General features: G+C 61.0%; 11 protein-coding genes. 7 read left to right on the top strand and 4 right to left on the bottom strand.

Going from position 1 to position 18159, the window contains the following annotated elements; genetic code table 11:
* Nucleotides 1–17: 17 nt before the first annotated feature.
* Both BGE01nite_RS05595 and vccA read left to right on the top strand, forming a co-directional pair.
* Nucleotides 18–3632, top strand: a complete 3615-nt coding sequence (locus tag BGE01nite_RS05595; protein WP_146849304.1) for an Ig domain-containing protein — start codon at nucleotides 18–20, stop codon at nucleotides 3630–3632.
* Nucleotides 3629–7579, top strand: a complete 3951-nt coding sequence (vccA, locus tag BGE01nite_RS05590) for a Verru_Chthon cassette protein A (protein WP_146849302.1) — start codon at nucleotides 3629–3631, stop codon at nucleotides 7577–7579. The genes BGE01nite_RS05595 and vccA overlap by 4 nt, the downstream gene beginning before the upstream one ends.
* Before the next feature lie 94 nt (nucleotides 7580–7673).
* Here vccA and BGE01nite_RS05585 read toward each other — a convergent pair whose 3' ends face one another.
* Nucleotides 7674–8897, bottom strand: coding sequence for a serine hydrolase domain-containing protein (locus BGE01nite_RS05585; RefSeq protein WP_146849300.1), 1224 nt, complete (start codon nucleotides 8895–8897; stop codon nucleotides 7674–7676).
* Nucleotides 8898–8974: 77 nt separating this feature from the next.
* On the opposite strand from BGE01nite_RS05585, the gene BGE01nite_RS05580 reads away from it, so the two are divergent.
* The gene (locus BGE01nite_RS05580; protein ID WP_146849299.1) at nucleotides 8975–9628 is read left to right on the top strand and encodes a gluconate 2-dehydrogenase subunit 3 family protein; all 654 of its coding nucleotides are present in this window, start codon (nucleotides 8975–8977) and stop codon (nucleotides 9626–9628) included.
* 156 nt (nucleotides 9629–9784) lie between these two features.
* Here the strand turns inward: BGE01nite_RS05580 and BGE01nite_RS05575 are convergent, their stop codons facing one another.
* Together BGE01nite_RS05575 and BGE01nite_RS05570 are read right to left on the bottom strand one after the other, a co-directional pair.
* Nucleotides 9785–10324 carry a PH domain-containing protein gene (locus BGE01nite_RS05575; RefSeq protein WP_146849298.1) on the bottom strand — a complete coding sequence of 180 codons (540 nt, stop codon included), beginning with the start codon at nucleotides 10322–10324 and terminating at the stop codon, nucleotides 9785–9787.
* A gap of 103 nt (nucleotides 10325–10427) precedes the next feature.
* Entirely contained in the window at nucleotides 10428–11528 is a 1101-nt protein-coding gene (locus tag BGE01nite_RS05570; RefSeq protein ID WP_218032908.1) for an NHL repeat-containing protein, read from the bottom strand.
* 133 nt (nucleotides 11529–11661) lie between these two features.
* Between BGE01nite_RS05570 and BGE01nite_RS05565 the strand changes: the two genes are divergently transcribed.
* The 4 genes from BGE01nite_RS05565 to BGE01nite_RS05550 all read left to right on the top strand — a co-directional run bounded on the left by BGE01nite_RS05565 (nucleotide 11662) and on the right by BGE01nite_RS05550 (nucleotide 16701).
* Nucleotides 11662–12114, top strand: coding sequence for a DUF5069 domain-containing protein (locus tag BGE01nite_RS05565; RefSeq protein ID WP_146849296.1), 453 nt, complete (start codon nucleotides 11662–11664; stop codon nucleotides 12112–12114).
* 234 nt (nucleotides 12115–12348) lie between these two features.
* Nucleotides 12349–12777 carry a cupin domain-containing protein gene (locus BGE01nite_RS05560; RefSeq protein ID WP_170266614.1) on the top strand — a complete coding sequence of 143 codons (429 nt, stop codon included), beginning with the start codon at nucleotides 12349–12351 and terminating at the stop codon, nucleotides 12775–12777.
* A complete protein-coding gene (locus BGE01nite_RS05555) occupies nucleotides 12774–13211 on the top strand; it encodes a DoxX family membrane protein (protein WP_146849293.1) in 438 nt (145 codons plus the stop codon). The genes BGE01nite_RS05560 and BGE01nite_RS05555 overlap by 4 nt, the downstream gene beginning before the upstream one ends.
* A 64-nt stretch (nucleotides 13212–13275) precedes the next feature.
* On the top strand, nucleotides 13276–16701 hold the full coding sequence (locus tag BGE01nite_RS05550) for a PVC-type heme-binding CxxCH protein (protein ID WP_146849291.1): 3426 nt from the start codon (nucleotides 13276–13278) through the stop codon (nucleotides 16699–16701).
* 133 nt (nucleotides 16702–16834) lie between these two features.
* On the opposite strand, the gene BGE01nite_RS05545 is transcribed toward BGE01nite_RS05550, so the two are convergent.
* On the bottom strand, nucleotides 16835–17917 hold the full coding sequence (locus tag BGE01nite_RS05545; protein WP_146849290.1) for a substrate-binding domain-containing protein: 1083 nt from the start codon (nucleotides 17915–17917) through the stop codon (nucleotides 16835–16837).
* Nucleotides 17918–18159 lie beyond the last annotated feature (242 nt).

Raw genomic sequence — 18159 nt, 5'->3', positions numbered from 1 at the left:
TTCGACTGACCGATCTGATGACGACCTCACTCAAGCTCCTCGGAGTCACTCTGGCGCGCTGCCGGTGCTGGCTGTTCATCCTCGGTTACACTGCCGCTCTGGGCGTTTCACACGCCCAGAGCGGCAGCTTTATTATTCCCGGTCTTCGTGGCGAAGCGGCCTCCGACTTTGCCTACTGGGACCTGTTCAAGAACGAACCTGGCAAAACCACCAACCACAACTACGACAACCCGGTCGCGCTGCTCGACGGCCTGGGTGAGGATGATCTTGGCAATCTGAGCAGCGTCACAGCCAAAACCCGCATCTTCCTCAAGGAGACAGCCACAACTAGCAGCTTTGTCACCTCCTCCGGTGCCATTTACAGCTTCGCGGCACCGACCGCCTTCGAGGTGAAGTACACGCCACCCGCCACCAGCGTGGGAGCGGTGACCAATGTCATCTTTCAGACACAAACCGGCGGCACACGCATGGACGTGAACAACATCCGCCTGCTCTACATCGGCACCACGCCCACCGGCCCCATGACATTTGAGCTGGCGCCGAATTTCAAAGGCCTGGACGATCCGCAAACAGGCGGCTTCAGCGAGCGCCTCGTCTCCGCCTTCCAATGGGACCTCACCGGCCGGAATGTGCGTGACTTCAAGATCGTCTTCACCTCTCCCGCCGCCTCCATGCCGCTCTGGCAGGCGCAGATTGATGCCGTTATTGGCGCCCCCTTCGTGCAGGAGCTCGGCTTCCTGCTCAGCACCCGCAGCCGCCCCGTCACACGCTTTGGCCGCGTGGGCAGCATTGACAAAAATTTGCCTCCGACAGCGGACGGACGCTTCTTCTATCAAGGGGAAGAGCTGAACCTCCTCGCCGATGCTGAAAGCGGCTGGATACCCACCGGCTGGTACTACAATGGCGCTTCCTCCACCGGCGCCTCTCTGCCTCTCACCTTTCCAGGGCAGGACATCCTCGTCATCGCGCTCTTCGCACCGCAGAACTACACGGCCTGGCGCGAGGCGATGTTCAATCACGTGAACTCACTCCTCGGCACTCAAGACGACTACAACAACGATGCCATCTCCGCGAAGACCGTGGACTCTGACAATGATGGCCTCAACAATGCCGGCGAGTATGCCTTCAGCGGTGATGTCTACTCCAACGATCCAGTGCGCTGGAGCCCGCAGGTGCTGCGCGTGGATGTGAGCGGCGTGCCTCACCTGGCCATCCGCTACCGCACCAATGGTGCTCCAGCCAACCATGCCGACACCGTTTTCAAAGCCCAGCTCTCCATCAATGGAGGCGGCACCTGGACTGACAACAGCACGGTCTCAACGACCATCGAACACAGCCGTGTGCTGCAGAGTGACGGCTCTGCCCTCGTGACCGCGCGCACAGTTCTGCCGCTTGCCGAACTGCCCGCCGATGCCGCGATGCGGATCGACTGGACAGCCTCGGGCGTGCATGGTGATCCGCTCGCTCCACTTCCGCTCGGCATAACAACGAATGCTCTCGCCAATGCACGTGTCGGCGTGAGCTACTCGGCCAGCATCATCGCTGCCGGTGGCGTCGCTCCTTATGTCTGGGAGTTGACCTCCGGCAGCCTGCCAGCGGGCCTGACCTTCAACACTAGCACCGGTCAGATCAGCGGCCTGCCTTCCGCTGCCGTCAATGCCGCATTCACCGTGCAGATCACCGATGCCAACAACCTGACGTCCACGAAGGCCTTGCAGTTGAACGTGAATCCGTTCATCATCACCACGGCCTCACCGCTGCCGGGCAGCCTTGTGAATGTGCCGTATGAAGTGGACTTCGCCGCCACGGGCGGCACGGGACCTTTCACCTGGACCGTCATCAATGGCACCCTGCCTGCGGGGTTGACCTTCAGCAATGTAGGCGTGCTCAGCGGGTTAGTATCCCCGGCGGCCGCAGGTACCCGGACCTTCACCGTGCAGATCACGGATGCGAACCAGTTCACCGCCACGAAGGAGATGACTGTCTCCTTCTTCAACCTGGTTGTCACCACCCCCACCAGCCTGCCGGGTGCCGTCACAAACATTCCTTACTCGTTCGCCCTCACCGGCAGCGGAGGAACGCCTGCTTATGCGTGGGCGAGACTATCTGGCAGCCTTCCAGCGGGTTTGAGCATCGATGCCGCAGGCCTGATCTCCGGAGTGCCGACGGCAGCCGTGAACTCCGCCTTCACCGTGCGCATCACGGATGCCAATAACTTCAGCGTGACCAAGGCGTTCACCCTCGTTTCGACGACGAATCTTGTTCGGCCTGTGGTGAATCCCATCACCTTCCCCAACGCCACCATCGGTGCGGGTTACAATGCCACGCTGACGGGGTACAACTATCCCAAAACCTTCACGCTCGTTGGGCTGCCCAAAGGTCTAACCTACAAGTCGGTCACGGACACCGTCACCTTCATCACCACCTGTGAAATCAGCGGCAATGCCTCTGTCAGCGGTGTCTTCAATGTGCAGGTGCGGGCCACGAATGACGGCGGCACGAGCAGCATCGTCACAGCTCCTCTGGTGGTCAAAGCGCTGCCTTCGAATCTTGTCGGCACCTTCAGTGGCATCATCGACCGGAACACGGCAGCCAATACCGGACTTGGCAGCAAGTTCTCCCTCGTTACCACGACGAATGGAACCTTCTCATTCAAGCTCACCACCGGAGCGAAGACCACCACTACCGCCGGGTTCCTGGCCGCTGCGGCTCCTCATGTCAAGATCACCAACTTCCCTGGTGGTGCCCTGGAATTGGACCTGAGCAATGACCTGGTCGACGGCACTCATGGAGCCGCCGAGGTGAATGGCTGGCGCTCCACCTGGCACGCGGTGAACAAGCCTGCCAGCACGCGTGACGGTTACTACAGCCTCTCCATGAAGCTGGCGAGCGAAGTCGATGATGGCGTGGCTGGCATTCCTCAGGGCCATGGCTATGCGACCTTCACCGTCAGCCTTGCCGGTGCGGTGACCGTGGCAGGGATGACGGCGGACGGGCAGAAGATCACCAGCTCCGATGTGATGGGACCGCAAGGCCAGGTAGGCGTGCATGCGCTGCTTTATGCGGGCAAAGGCACGCTGCTCGGTGACTTCGCCATCAGTGAAGACGCCGACGGAGGGTTCCTGGGCAATCTCGTGGAAGGTGCTGTGACCTGGTCCAAGCCAGCAACGACCGGCAAGGTCTACGCGGCTACTTTTACCGCGCCAGTCGCGCTAGATCTGGAAGGTGGCTACCTCGCCGCAGCGGCGAAGGGTGGCATTGTGCTCGGCCTGCCTGAGGAAGGTGCCGCGCAGCTTCTTTTCACGGATGGTGGTCTGGCGGACTCCGACACCGAGCCGAATGTGGGCTTCACCTACACTCATGACAACAAGGTGGCCTTCTCCAGCAATCCGAACAGGGTCAGCCTAACTATCAATGCCGTCACCGGCGCAGTGAGCGGCAAGTTCACCCTCACGGAGAACACCACACCTCCGCTGGTGCGCAAAGATGTTCCATTCCTGGGCCAGATCGTTCGCGGTGCGGACGGCAGCCTCAAGGCCGCAGGTTACTTCCTGCTGCCGCAGATCCCACCCTCTGGCCAGAAGGTCAGCGCTCTCACCCTCTCGGGCGGGATCTCCATCCAGCAACAGTGACACGACATCTCTCCAGACTCTCTTCACGTCCTCGCCAGCGCGCTTTCGCACTGGTGCTGGTGCTCGCGTTCCTGGCGCTGATGATGATCACTCTGGTGGCGCTGCTGAACACGACCACCTCGGAGAGCCGGACGACGAACTCCGCCGCTGAAGTCGCGCGCGCACGCCGCATGGCCAGCAGCACGGTGGCGATGGCGGTGGCCCAGCTCCGCCAGGCGATCGAGCCTGCGGCCAATGCCACGACTTCCAAAGTCTGGACCAGCCAGCCCGGCGCCATCCGCGTGCATCGCGCCACGGGTGATCTGCAGACCATCTACAAGCTCTACTCCGCCTCCAGCCTGACGGCAGACACGGAGGCTGAGCTCGCCGCGGATGCACCGCCTGTGGACTGGAGCACACGCGGCAGTGAGTTTGTGGATCTCAACGCACCGGAGCCACGGATTGACGGGCTGCACTTTCCCATCATCGACCCGCGCGCGATGAGTGAGACCGGAGGAAAACCTGTCGAAGGTTTTAGTTATACCACCGCCGCCGCGCCCGCAGGCACGGTGGACAGCCTTGAGAAACCCGATGAGATGCGCCTGCCCATGCCCGTGCGCTGGATCTATATGCTGCAGGATGGCACGCTCGGCACCCTGAATGCGGAACGGCGCTTCATCGCCACACGTCCGTCAAGCACACCTGGAGGTGATCCTGAACCGGTGAAACCCACGGCGAAAAACCCGATCGTGGCGAGGTTTGCCTACTGGGTGGATGACGAGAGCTGCAAGATCAACGTGAACACAGCCTCCGAAGGCGTCTTCTGGGACACGCCACGTGTGGACACACCGCAGGACCGACAGCTCGCGCTGAACCAGCCGACCCGGCTGGAGTACCATCGCCAGCCTGGACATCCGGCAGGCGTATGCTTGAGCAGCTTTTTGTTAGCCGGAGAGCGCTTTCATCCGAAGGGGTTTGACTCGCTGATGAGATCCATGAGCCAGGAGAACGTGGAGAACCTCTGGCACCTCGGCAGGCTCTGGATCTCCGAGCAGGACGCAGGCACCTCTGAAGGTGGCATGGTGGCTCCCACCCTGCTGACGAACAACAGCGCCGTGCTGCAACCACGCACGCGCCGTCAGCGCTATTCAGAAGTGAATGAGATGATCTTTGACAGTGCGCCGCCATCGAATGACGCGCCCGCGAAGCGCTGGCAGCAGCCTCTCTTCGCCAGCCAGCCTGCGAGGGTCACACGCCTGCGGCAGGCCGGTGGCTTCCTCACAGCCCACAGTGCCGCGCCCGAGACCACGCTCTACGGCACGCCGCGCATCACGCTCTGGCCGGTGCATCAAAACACGCCCTCTCCCGGAGCCACTCCTGAAGGCGAGAACGAGTTCAAGAAATACACCGCCTATGACAGCGTGGCCGTGCTGGCCAGCACGCTGAAGAACCAGCGCTACATCGTCCAGCGCGCGGAGCCAGGAAACGGGGCCATGGACATGGACATCCACTCGGGCGGGCAGAACAAAAAGCTGCTCAACTATCTGCGCTACCTCACAGACAAGCCGGTGCCCGGATTTGTGGGCGGTGGCAACAACACCTTTGCTGCCAAGTATGGCGCGGATCCCATCACAGGAGACCGCGACTCCATCCTGATCTCGATGATGGACTACGTGCGCAGCACGAACTTCGCCGATGGCCAGCTCCAGCCTAACACACAGTTCTCCATCCTCTGTCCCGGCCCGGGCCAGGAGTATCACGGCTTCGGTCAGGTCTCGCCTTTGCAGAATCGAGTCACGGGTCAAAACATGGCACTGAGTGATCACGCTCGCGGTCCTGGACGAGTGATGACGGTGAGCGAGGTGGCGCTGGTGATCATCTGTCGCGCCGAAGCCTATCTCGATAGCGAAGGCAGGCTGGCCATCCGTGGCGATCCCACGCCCGATGGTCTGGCAACCATGCAACAGCCCGGAGATCGTGAGTATGAGGCAGGCTTCATCGTCGAAGGGTTCCTGCCCACGCAGGGATGGACAGACTATCGTCCCTTCACCAGCATCGCGCTTGTGGGCGGTGCTCCCGATACGAAGCCGGATGCGAAGGCTGCCTTCCCTGCGATGCGAGTGAATGGCAAACCGCTGGTCCGCGCCAAACAAACACCAACGGTGATGGAAGCAATCGATGATGTCCCCGCCAAATGGCGCGGCTGGGGTGGCACGCTGGGTGCCCGCGCGCTGAGCAAGGGCGCGCTCTCACTCGGCACCGTGGTTTTGCCAGCGGCATCTCCAGCGCCGGAACTGGAGCCGCCGAATCTGAGCTTTGAAGGAGCCGGCACGGATCAGAGCCTGGAACTGAAGCTCTGTGTGTATGACAGCCCGAGCAGTGCCGCGGCCGTTTCCAGCAGCGCCGCAGATTTGCTGCACATCATCCCGATCCGCCTGCCGGACATCGTGGTGGCACCGGATGCAGATCAGGCGGAGCTCAGGCTTTCCCGCCTGCCGAGTGTCACTGCGGATGCGTATTCACTCTCCGCACGTCAGTATAAGGCGAGCCTCGGCACGCAGTCCCTGCTCATGCCGGAGGACATCGTGCAGTCGCTCATTCCCGTGCATGCCGACTATCGCCTGCTGAGCGCTCGACGCTGGTTGCAGAGCCGGGATGGCAGCGCTGTGCGGCCGCTCTTTGTGGCGCATCCGAAATGGGGCCTGCGCCGCCATGCGCATTCGCTGCGTGATCCGCTGCTGTTCCCGCAGGGAGTGATGCCAAACCCGCCGCTGACGGGGCATTTCATCTCCAATCTCCTGGTGCCCGCCGAGCTGCAGCCTGACTTCACTCACAGCGCCGGGCAGTTGGTGAATACCTTCACGGGCCTTGGCTGGAGCCTGCTCTCTCCCCGCGATGCCAGCAATCTGCTGCGTCTCGACAACATGTCTCGCGGACCTGCCTGGCCCGACGTCACGGGCGACTTCGACAATGGTGTGGGCAACTGCCCCGATGGTGCCTACACCGCGCGTCCGGATGACGGCAACTGGGCGGCCACGCTGAATCCCGGCAACTCCAACAGCGTGCCTTACTTCGATCCAGATGCCTTCAGCCAGACAGGTCACACGGTGCCGCCGGTGACAGGTGCCGGATTCTCCGCGCAGCGTATGATTCCATCTCCCGTGGCCTTTGGCAGCCTGCCGACCGGTGTGCGCGCGCATGTGCCCTGGCAGACGCTGCTCTTCCGTCCGCAGCCAGGTCACTATGGAGCCACGAATCCCCCGGATCATCTAATGCTGGACCTCTTCTGGAGCCCGGTGATCGAGCCTGAGCCGGTGAGCCATCCTTTTGAAACCTCCGGCAAGATCAATCTCAACCATCACATCCTGCCCTTCACCCACATCCATCGCGCCACGGCGCTGCATGCGATGATGAAGGCCGAGACACTGATGGCCATTCCAGACAGTGCCGCGGGCACCTACAAGACACCCGATGCCGATGGCGGTGTGAGCGGCTTCCGCCACTACCTGGATGCCGCAGGCACGCTGAGGCTATGGCAAAAGGAGGTCTTTGATAAGGAGAAGTCCTTCCTCACGCCAGGACAGATCTGTGAGTATCCGCTGGTGCCCGAAGGTGTGAGTGCCAACCTCACCGCGCTGCAGACTTTCTGGTCCCATCATCGCCTCACCGGTGACAACACCAAGGAGCGCCCGTATGCGCATCTCTACTCACGACTCACCACGCGCTCGAACGTGTATCGCGTGCATTTCGTGGTCGAGACCTTGAAGAAGGTCCGCCATACGAATCCTGAAGTGTTTGATCCCGCAGAGGATCAGGTCACCGCACGCACGCAGGGCACACGTCTGATCCGCCGCTATCTGGATCCGAAGAATCCAGACCTGCCTGAGTATCTGCCCGCAGACCTCACCAGCGCTCCGGCTCCGGCGAAGCCGCTCGATCTGTTCTACGAGTGGATCGTGGAGCCGTGAGACTTGTGCCCAGGTGTACGTTGTTCACGCTTCAGCGTGTCAATGAAGGCACGCTGAAGCACACGACCTAACGAAAAGGATAATATTATATCGACTACTCGATGCGCACAGAAGCGCAGACGATCTCGAGCACGCGCCAGAGTCCGTTGTTTCCCTGCATGCTGCCCTCGCTGAAGGAGGCGCCGGGGATGGGCTGCCAGTTTGCGCGGTCGCTGGTGGGTGCTGGCTGCGGGATGCGGGTGAGCTTCTCATCATACTGGCCGTCCTTGCCGCCGAGCTTGTAAATCACGAGATCGAGTGATGGCACGACATAGAGGCAGAAGCCGCCTGCGCCGCTTTTCCAAAAGGCATCCTTCGGTGCGCCAGCCACGTGGCCATCCGCATTATGCTCCCACTGCAGGCTGAACGGGCAGTGCGGATTGTAGGGCAGCCAGGACTGGCATTTTTTGAGGTACTCCGCCGGCACAAGCTGCTGGTCCTTCCAGCGACCGTTTTGTGCGAGGCAATAACCGAAGCGCATGACGTCCGTGGCATGCAGCGCGGTGCTGCCAGCGCCGTTCGCGTGCTTCATGACCACATCACCGCGATAGAGGCAGTAGTTCCACGCACCCCAGCCCTGCGGCTTCGCGAGGCGCTCATCAATGTAGTCCTTCAACTCCATGCCGCTGACATTGCGCAGCACGATGCTGGCGATGTGCGGTGAGGGCGATGAATACGAATAACCCGCACCTGGATCACACCACAGCGGCACGCGCAGGGAGGATTCATCAATCTCGCGCACGTCCTGGCCTTTCACGGGTTGGAGAATCTTCGTCTGGCCCTTCACAATGCCGCTCGGGGTCTGCCCCTCACCCCAATAGCCACCCGTCATGCTGAGAAGCTGGCCGAGCGTGATGTTCGCCTTGCGCGGATCATCCAGCGGCAGGGCCTGCGGCAGATATTTTTCCGTGAAGACCTTGGTGTCGAGGCCTTCGGGGATCTTGTCCTTGAACTCATTCAGCATGATGCCGCAGGCGATGCTGCAAAAGCCTTTGCCGGTGGAAGCCATGTCCGGGTTCGCGTCGCGGCTGGCTTTGCCAAAGTACTTCTCATACACCAGCCAGCCCTTTCTCACGACAACGAGCCCGCCATTCGCCGTCGACTTTTCTGTGACGCCGTAGGCAGGCTCCAGTTTGGAGAGATCCATGCCCGCGTTCTGGCGCATGTCCTTCTCGTTCTTCGCCTCACGCCAGCCGCCGTCAGCGTCTGGAGGCGGGAAGTAGGTGGAATCAGCGGCGGCGAGCGACAGCGGAAGGCAGAGCAGGAGGTGGCGGAGCATGGTGGTCAGGTCAAAACGTTAGCTTATCACTCCTTTTTGTCCTTTCCGTCCTTTCTGTCTTTCGTTAAACACGCCTCATGCCCGAAGACTCCTCCGCTCTCTCACGCCGTCATGCCCTCAAATGGCTGACGGGCACGGTGGCCGCGCCGCTGGCTCTGGGAGCCGCGCCGAATGAGACGGAGCCTGCGCCGCCCGCCTACGTGAACCGGTTCACCATGCATGATCCGGACTACACGAAGCCGCTCTCAGGCCCGTGGGACAAGGTGATGACGCCGGAGGAACTGAAAACGACCACGGCGCTGGCGGATCTCATTTTGCCGAAGGATGCGAATGGTCCCGCTGCGAGTGAAGTGGGTGTGCCGGAATTCATCAATGAATGGATCAGCGCTCCCTACGAGGAGCAGCGCGAGGACGGGCAGATCGTGCGAGGTGGCCTGGCCTGGCTGAACACGGAAAGCTTCCGCCGCCACGAGAAGCGTTTTGATGAGCTGAGCGCGGAGCAGCAGGGTGGCATCGCCGACGACATCTGTGATGCCGCGAAGGCCAAGCCGGAGCATCGTGTGGGAGCAGCCTTCTTTGCGCTCTTCCGCCAGCTCTCTCTCGGTGGTTACTACACGCACAGCAGCACGTGGAAACACCTGGGCTATGTGGGCAATGTGTCCATGGGAGGACCGTATCCGGGTGTGCCGAAGGAGGTCATCGAGAAATACGGCCTTCAAGACGTGGCTTGAAGGCCCACATGGACTGCGGCAGCCCTGCTGCCGCTTTCTCCAGGCCAGCCTGCTGGCCGTCGCAACACAGAAATGTCAGGCGTTTAATCGAGGCTCTCCTCCAGGCAGCAAGGCTGCCCATACCCTAAAGCGGCAGCAGGGCTGCCGCAGTCCATATCAACCAATAGCAGGCGCTGCGCCTGGATCGAGATTGTCGACATCCATCTCACGGACACGCTTGCGGTCACGCTCAGCCTGCACGGCGGTGCGGAGCTTCTCACGCACGTCCTCGACATTGGCGATGGCACGCATGGCCACGGTGGGTGTGCTGGCATCGCTGGTCACGAGGGTTAGGTTGCCGAGACCGACGAGGCGCAGGGCCAGAGGCTGGTCCATGGCGTAGTCCTTCACGCGGAAGAGCTCCAGTTCATCGAGCTGGCGGTTCAGCACGCCGGTGGAGATCTTCAGACGCTGCGTGGTCAGTTCATAGTGGGTGCACTTGGTGACCCACCAGCGGATCAGCCACATGAGCAAGGGAATAACCAGCGCCACGTAAGCGAGCCCCGCCGTCGCAGGGGCCATGATCGTGGCGCCCACGCCGATCCCAACGGCGATAATGATGCAAAAGAGGTAGTACCAAAAATGCACCCACTGAGAGGTATTGCCTTTCCAGAGAGAGGTTTCGACTGCGGCGGGGGTGATGGATTCAGAGTTCATGGGGCGCGGACGGAGTCTTGGATGATCTGGCTAACGAACTGAACGCGAATTTAGACAGTATTTTGTAACCGGCGAACCAGAAAGTCACGTGACTTCAGGCCCCTCACACCTTCTCCAGCTTGATCGGGTAAGTCTGAAAAGCGTTCCACTGGCAGACGACGAGGTCGCCGTTTTCCAGGACGCAGACGTCGTGGCCGTGATCAAAGATGCGCTCGGCCTGGGTGAGGGGTTTGAGCTTTCCATCCTCATACACGGGCTCGCTGCCGCCGGGGGCGCTGATAACTTTTCCGGCGGCATCGAGCACGACGGTGAAGCCGGAGGGATTCTGCGGCAGCTTGTTGATCTCAGGTGTCTTGGACCAGCACACGCCGGCATACATTTCGTTACCGGCGATGACGGGCCGGCAGACCATGGCACCCGGCACGGCGATGGTTTCGAGATACTTCCCGTCCAGCGTGAAGCGGCGGAAGCAGTTGTCGGCACGTGAGGTGACGATGACCGTGGCCTTGTCGGCGCCCTGACGGGTGTCGATGGCAATACCGTGCGCGTTGTTCAGGCGCTGTTCCTCGGGCACGCCTTCCTTGCCGCCGAAACGGTTGATGAACTTGCCGTTATGATCGTAGTGCAGCACGAACTGCGAGCCATATCCATCCACGACATAAATGTCGCCATTCGGAGCGATGGCGACCTCGGTGGGATTGTAAACCATGTCAGGCTCATAGGCGCCGACCATCATCGGATGACTGAGGCTGAAGATTTCCTTGCCGGTGAGATCCATCTTCGTCACGCGACCTGTCTGGCGATAGCCGCCACCGCCGCTTTTCCACAGGCCGCTGTCCGTGAGGAAAAGGAACTCCGCTCCATTCTCCTGGCTCAAAGTCAGGCCATGTCCGCCCGGCCAGGCACTGCCCCAGGATTCGAGGATGGTGCCGTCGGACTTGAAGACCAGCATTTGGTTATCCCAATGGTCGCCGACCATGAACAGGCGGCCGTCTTTGACCTGCACCATCTCATGGCAGTTCAGGATGGGGTGAAAGCGCCCCTGCCCCGCGGGCACCCAGTCTTTGTTCACCTTGTAGCGATGCGTGCCATGGCCGATGACGACATCCTTCTTTGGATCCGGCGCGGCGCGCAGGGTTTCTGTCCAGGTGGCGGCCAGCGCAGTGCTGAGTCCGGCGATGAAGTGACGACGTGTGGGTGCCATGGCGGAAGTGTGATGAGCGGAGAGAACGCCGACAAGATCAAACTCCTGCGGGCATCTCCCCGGGAACGGGATATTCAGAGTCCCACGATGGAATCATCCGTGTGGAAAGGTGATGCGTATGTAGGGTCTCTCTATGGCTCTCCCCTACCCTACTCTCATTCCCGGGCTGCGCAGTCCCTCTGATCAAATCAACGGCCTCGTCTACTTTGGCCGCATGCTGGACAAGATCCGCCTCAACGCCGCAGGCAAACTGCCCGCCGACTGGCAGCCCATGCGTGGCGCGGTGAAAGGCGGCTTTGACAACCGCTGCTGCTCGTTTTTGCAGATCGACTATGCCGCGCTGGAAGCTGAAGCGCTGAAAGGCGGGCGCAGTGATGAGGAACTGCTCGAATGGGCCTACGCCAATGGCACCAAGCCGACAGAGGAGCAGATCGAAATCTGGAACGGCTTCATGCTCAAGCGCGGCTGGCGCGATGCCGGCACGCAGAGACTGAACGAGCGCCTTGCCGAGATCGGTCTGCCTGCAGGCACCGTGCAGACGATGTTTGAGTTCATCGACATCGATGAAGGTCGCGTGACGGTGTGACCTTTGATGGGTGACTCTAGACTCGGTGATATTGCTAACTCCACCCCATTGGAATGGGGTGGTACCAACGAGCCAGACGTTGAACCCCATTCCAATGGGGTTTCATCTGCGATCCACAGGTGAGTCTGAAATGATGTGTGACATGGTACATGAGAACTTTTCATGAATTGTCCAAGACCTGTCACAAATCGAGCAGGCCAATCGTCTGACTTGGTGATGAACCTCCATCCAACCATGAAAAAGCCTACCCAACTCATCCTCGCCCTTTTGTCGTTTGCCTTCCTCGGCGCTGCTGCTGCCGCGGATGAAGCTCCTGTGACCATCACGGAGATTTTTAAACGTGATCATCCTGAGCTCGCAGACAAGGAGGTGGTGGTGAAGAAGATCGTCGTCAAGCCGGGTGCCGAGGCACCTCCACACATGCATCCCGGCATGGTCACCGGGTATGTGGAAGCGGGCACGCTGGAGTTTCAGATCAAGGGTGAGGAACTCAAGGTCCTGAAGGCTGGAGACATCTTCTTTGAGCCTCCGGGCAGTCATCACCTGGTGGCGAAGAACCCGGACAAATCAGTCACCACCATCATCATCGCCTTTGTGGTGAATCCAAAGGGTGCACCGCTTTCCGTGCCGCTTGAAGGTCATGACGCTCATCCGAAGAAATGAACTCACCTGCCCTCACAAGCGCCGTGAGCTGGGCTCTGCGGCTCAGTCTTTCCTCGGCCTTTCTCTTTGCCGTGGCGGACCGCTTTGGACTTTGCGGTCCGCCCGGCGCGGCAAATGTGGCGTGGGGTGCGTGGCCGCCGTTTGTGGAGTACACCGGCACGCTGCTGTTCTACCTTCCCCAAACGGCGGTGCAGGCCGCAGCCTGGGTGGCCACGATGGCGGAGATCGTGCTTGGTGTCTGGCTGCTGACAGGCTGGCAGACTCGGCTCGCGGCCTATGGCAGCATGCTGCTTTTGTTAGGCTTCGGCGTGTCCATGGTGGTGGCACTGGGGGTGAAGGCACCGCTGAACTACTCCGTTTTCACGGCGGCAGCCGCGGCTTTTGCCCTCGCCGCGATGCCGTCACCTGATGAAAAGGCCATGAGGACCTCCTGATCCGCGAAACAGCAAACAGCGCTTTATTTCGGCGGAAGCTGAAACCAGATTGCGGACCCCTCACATGAGATCCGCTGCTTCACTTTCCGCCTTCTGCCTCCTGGCTTCAACCCATGCGCTGCATGCCGTGACCGCGCAGGAGATGGCCCAGCGTCACAAGCCGCTGCCCACCGTGGCGGAAAAGGATCTGCCGGCGATGAACAACAAGCCGGAGAACTTCTCCGGCGCGGTGAAGCACGATGGGCTGCAAGGTCACACGTGGGTGCGTTTCCCGTTTGTGGAGAATCCCGGCAGCTTCGGCATTGATCGTCAGGGACGCATCTTTGTGGCTGAGGTGAACCGGTTCTGGCAGGGTGTGCCTGATCTGCGCGGGGTGAATGAGTTCATCCGTGGCGACTTCCAATCCCAAACCCTGGAAGACCGCTCGAAGCTGTATGCTTCCATCCCTGGCCGCTTTCCGGAAGGCTTCTTCACAGACACGGCGGACCGTCTGATTCGTCTGGAGGATCGCGATGGCAATGGCGCGGCGGATCATCGCGCGCTTTTCAGCGATCAGTTTCATCAGCCGCTGGACGGCATCGGCTTCTCCGTGCTGCCGGAGGATGATGGCGTGTACTTCACCTGCATCCCGAGCCTGTGGAAGCTGACGGACAAGAATGATGATGGAGTGGCGGACAGCAGCGAGGCGCTTGTCAGTGGTTTCGGTGTGCGCGTGTCCTTCATCGGTCATGATCTGCATGGCATCATCCGTGGACCGGATGGACGTCTGTATTTTTCAGTCGGTGATCGTGGCTATCATGTGACGACGAAGGATGGCCGTGTGCTTTCCGGACCCGGCACGGGTGCCATCTTCCGATGCGAATCCGATGGCAGTAACTTTGAGGTTTTCTGCAAAGGTCTGCGCAACCCCACCGAGCTGGCCTTTGATGAGCTGGGCAATCTTTTCACCTTCGACAACACGGGCGACATCGGTGACAAGGCGCGCATGGTCTATGCGCTGGAAGGCACGGACTCTGGCTGGGACATGCGGCATCAATCCGCGCACCAGTATGTGGGCTCGCTGGACTGGGAGGAGTTTCATCCCGCGAAGTCCATGTGGGTGGCGGAGAAGATGTTCGCACCCTTCAATGAAGAGCAGCCGCAGTGGGTGTATCCGCCGGCCGCCAATGTGGCACGCGGCCCCTCCGGTGTGACCTATGTGACGGGCGATGCTGCGCCTAACGATCTGCGTGGTCACTTCCTGCTCGCTGACTACGGCGGCGCGGTGACGAGCTGCAACTTGGTCGACATCGCCGTGAAGCCTTCGGGCGCAGGTTACGCACTTGAGTCTGATCGCTCCATCGCCACGGGCGTGGGCATGAGTGATGTGGAGCTGGGCTTTGATGGCAAAATCTACATCTGCGACTTCGGCGGCGGCTGGAGCATCAACACCAACGGCGCCATTCATGCGCTGACTCCAACCGACAAGAAGCTTCAGGAAGCCGGAGCCAAGAGCGCGGAGAGATTCAAAGTTGGTTTGGCCAAAGACAGCACCGACAAACTGGTGCTGGCCCTCAGCGATCCCGACAAGCGCATGCGTCAGATGGCGCAGTTTGAACTGGTCAAACTGGGTGCCAAAGGTCAGGCGTCGCTCGCCAGCGTCGCCAAGGAGAAGTCAGTGGCTTTGACGACACGTCTGCATGGTGTGTGGGGTCTGGGCCAGCTCATGCGCCAGGATGACGCTAAGGCGCAGGAAGCACTGATCAGCCTCACGCGTGATGCAGAACCCGAAGTGCGTGCGAATGCGGCCCGTGTGCTGGGTGAAGCCAACGGCGATGAGACCCGCGCCCGTCTGCTGGAGATGCTGAAGGACGAATCCGCACGTGTGCGCTCGCTCGCCGCCATCTCGGTGAGCCGTGTGGCGAAGACTGGAGATCAGGAAGTGATCAAGGCGCTCTATCAACTCGTCGCCGCGAATGCCCAGGGCTCGGTGGATCCGGTGCTGCGTCATGCCTGCCTCGCCGCGCTGGACCGCGTCAGCACGGTGGAAAGCGCACTGGCTCATGCTGCGGACGCACAGCGTGAAGTGCGTCTGATGACGCTGCTTTACCTTCGCCGGCATGAGAGCGCCGAGCTGGTGCGCTTCCTCACAGATGCGGATGCGCAGATTCGCACCGAAGCCGTGCGCGCCATCTATGACACAAAGGCGGTGGATGGTGCCGCGGGTGATGCCATCGCATCTCTGGATCTCCAGGCCACGCAACTGCCACCGACCGTGCAGCGTCGGGTCATCGCGGCGAACTATCGTCGTGGCACGGCGGCTCATGCTCAGCGCCTGATGCAGATCGCGAGCAACGGAGCGCTGGAGCTGAATGTGCGTGAAGCGGCGCTGCAGGCCCTGCGCCTGTGGGAAAAGCGTATCACGGCGGATCCAGTGCTCGGTGGCTATCGCCCGATCAACGGTGATGCACGTTCCATGAAAACACTGGGCAGTACCATCGGTGCCGAGCTGAAGCTGTTCCTCGACTCCAAGCCTCCGCAGCAGCTTGCGGCACTGGCTTTGAAGCTGGCCGATGCCACCGACCTGGTGCTGGGAGAGGCCACGCTGAAAGAGCAGATCGCCAATGCGAAGCTGGATGCCAGCGTGCGTGTGGCAGCGCTCGACAGCCTGGTGAAGAGCGCGCCGGATCAGGCTCGTGCCGTGGTGGCGGCACGTCTGGCGGATGCTGATGGTGAAGTCGCCGCCTCGGCGCTTCGTCATGGCCTAACCATGAAGGTGGATGGCATCGCGGATGCAGCACGTCGTGCGGCGGACAAGGCTCCGCTGGCGGCTGCTCGTGCAGGCTTGGAGATCATTGCCACACTGCATCCGGTGGAAGCTCTGGAGCGCTGGAACAAGCGTGAGAGCTCAGGGCTGCGCCGGGAGCTTTGGCTGGACCTTTTCCTAGCGCTGCAAACGTCCTCTGACAATGCCGCGAAAGAGCAAGCAGGAGCCTTTGCCGCCACGGCGCTGGATGCAGTGCCACGCCTGAGCATGACGGGTGGTGACGTGAAGAAGGGGGAGGTGGTTTTCCGCAATCAAGGTGCCTGCCTGCAGTGTCACAAGATCGGCGAAGAAGGCGGTGTGCAGGGTCCGCCGCTCACGGTGGTGGCGGAGCGCTTGAAGCCCGAGAAGCTCGTCGAGTCTCTCGTGAATCCGAACGCCGAGATCGCGCAGGGTTACGGCCTTTCCAGCATCACGCTGGAGGATGGCAGCCTCATCGCGGGCCGTATTCCCAAGGAGGACAAGGACAACGTCACCGTGGTTGGTCTGGACAACAAAGAGGTCACCCTCCCGCGAGCGAAGATCAAGGCCATCACGCCACCGATGTCCGCCATGCCGCCGATGGCCCTTTCCCTGCCACCGCGTGATCTGCGTGACCTTGTGTCCTTCCTCAGTGACCGCACCCAGGCAAATGTGGGCAAGCTGAAGGACTCCTCCAGCCATGGTGATGAGAAGGTCGCGAAATGATGGATGGAATCAGAATCCATCGGACTCCTCAGCGCCACCCCATTGGAATGGGGTGGTACGGCCGGGCCGGCGTTGAACCCCATTCCAATGGGGTTTCGTCCGCGATGAAGGGGTGAGTTTGAATAGACCGAGCCTAACGAACATTGCCTCTCGTCGGACCGATGGTGCCGCCGGGATGGAAGGTGGCATAGGCGACGTAGTCTTCGAGATCCGGCTCGCCGGAGAGGAGTGACCCGAGCCAGCGCTGGATGCGGTGGATGTGCACGCTTTCCGGCCAGTTGAAGCCTGTGTAGACGGGAAGGTGCATCTGGAAGACGGGATCCGGCAGCAGATTCACCAGGGACACATCACGCGGCACATGCAGGCCGTGCTCGCCCAGCCAGGCGCGCACGGCGGAGCAGTAGATGGGCTCGGCCAGCAGCAGAGCTGTGGGCGGTGTGGCAAAGAAGAGGGCTTTGAGAAGTGTCTCGAGGCCTTCAGGTGTTTCGTTCCAGGCAGGCAGATTGTACTCGGAAGAAGGAATGCCGTGCAGGGCCAGACGTGAGAGCAGCGCCTCAGCCGTGTGATTCGGCGTGGGCTGGCGCCAGAGCTGCGGAGCGATCAACACCATGCGCCGATGACCCAGGCCGATGAGAGCATCCACGCACTGGTTCATGGCTTCCACAAGGATGGTGCGTGAACGTGCGATAGGAAGGTCCAACGGACGGCCGCCGAGCGCGAGCGCCGGGAGGCGCTTGGTGGTGAACCACTTCAACAATTCATGATGGCCCGCATAAATCACCCAGGCGTCTGCCTCCGTCTGCATAATCAATTGGGTGACACGACGCAGGCTGCCATCTGGCGGCTGAGTGACGATGGTGCAGGCATGACCATCCGACTCAATCGCATTCTGAACACCGAGGATAAGGCGGTGAGAGTGGGCGTTGTCATCCTTCAGCGGCACCGGCAGCAGGATGGCCATGCGGAGGCTGCGCTGGGATTGGTGAGCAGGCCGTTGGGCTGGGATGACGCGGCAGCGACCGGCTCCCTGCGGCTTCAGGGTGCCGTCCTTTTCCAGCAGCTTCAGCGCGGCACGGACGGTGTCTTTCGAAACATCCAGCTCGGTGGCCAGACGCTGGACGCCGGGAAGACGGCCCTGCCACTGGCCGGACTCAAAGCCACAACGGAGGTGACCGGCGACCTGGTCGATCAGGGACTGGCGCTTGAGAAGCTGCATGAAGCTGAAACTAGTCGGTTTTTCCGACTAGTCGAGCCTGTCGAAAGGGTTGTCCTGGATTCCACAATATTGGAAAAACCTCCGCCCAATGACCTCACCCGAGGTTGTTGGCTCGATTTCCCGTCTCGCTTTCTTGCGGCTGCTGTAGGGCAGCAAGGGTTTCTCTGATTCCCTTGCTCCCGGTCGCAAGTCCGGATGCCTGGTCTACCCCGAACAGGCATCCGGTTTCCCCTTTCATCACC

The sequence above is a fragment of the Prosthecobacter gellanilyticus genome (genome assembly GCF_007992435.1).
GTDB lineage: Bacteria > Verrucomicrobiota > Verrucomicrobiia > Verrucomicrobiales > Verrucomicrobiaceae > Prosthecobacter > Prosthecobacter gellanilyticus.
The sequence above is the reverse complement of the archived record's forward strand: the minus strand, read 5'-3'. Positions and strand labels throughout refer to the sequence as shown.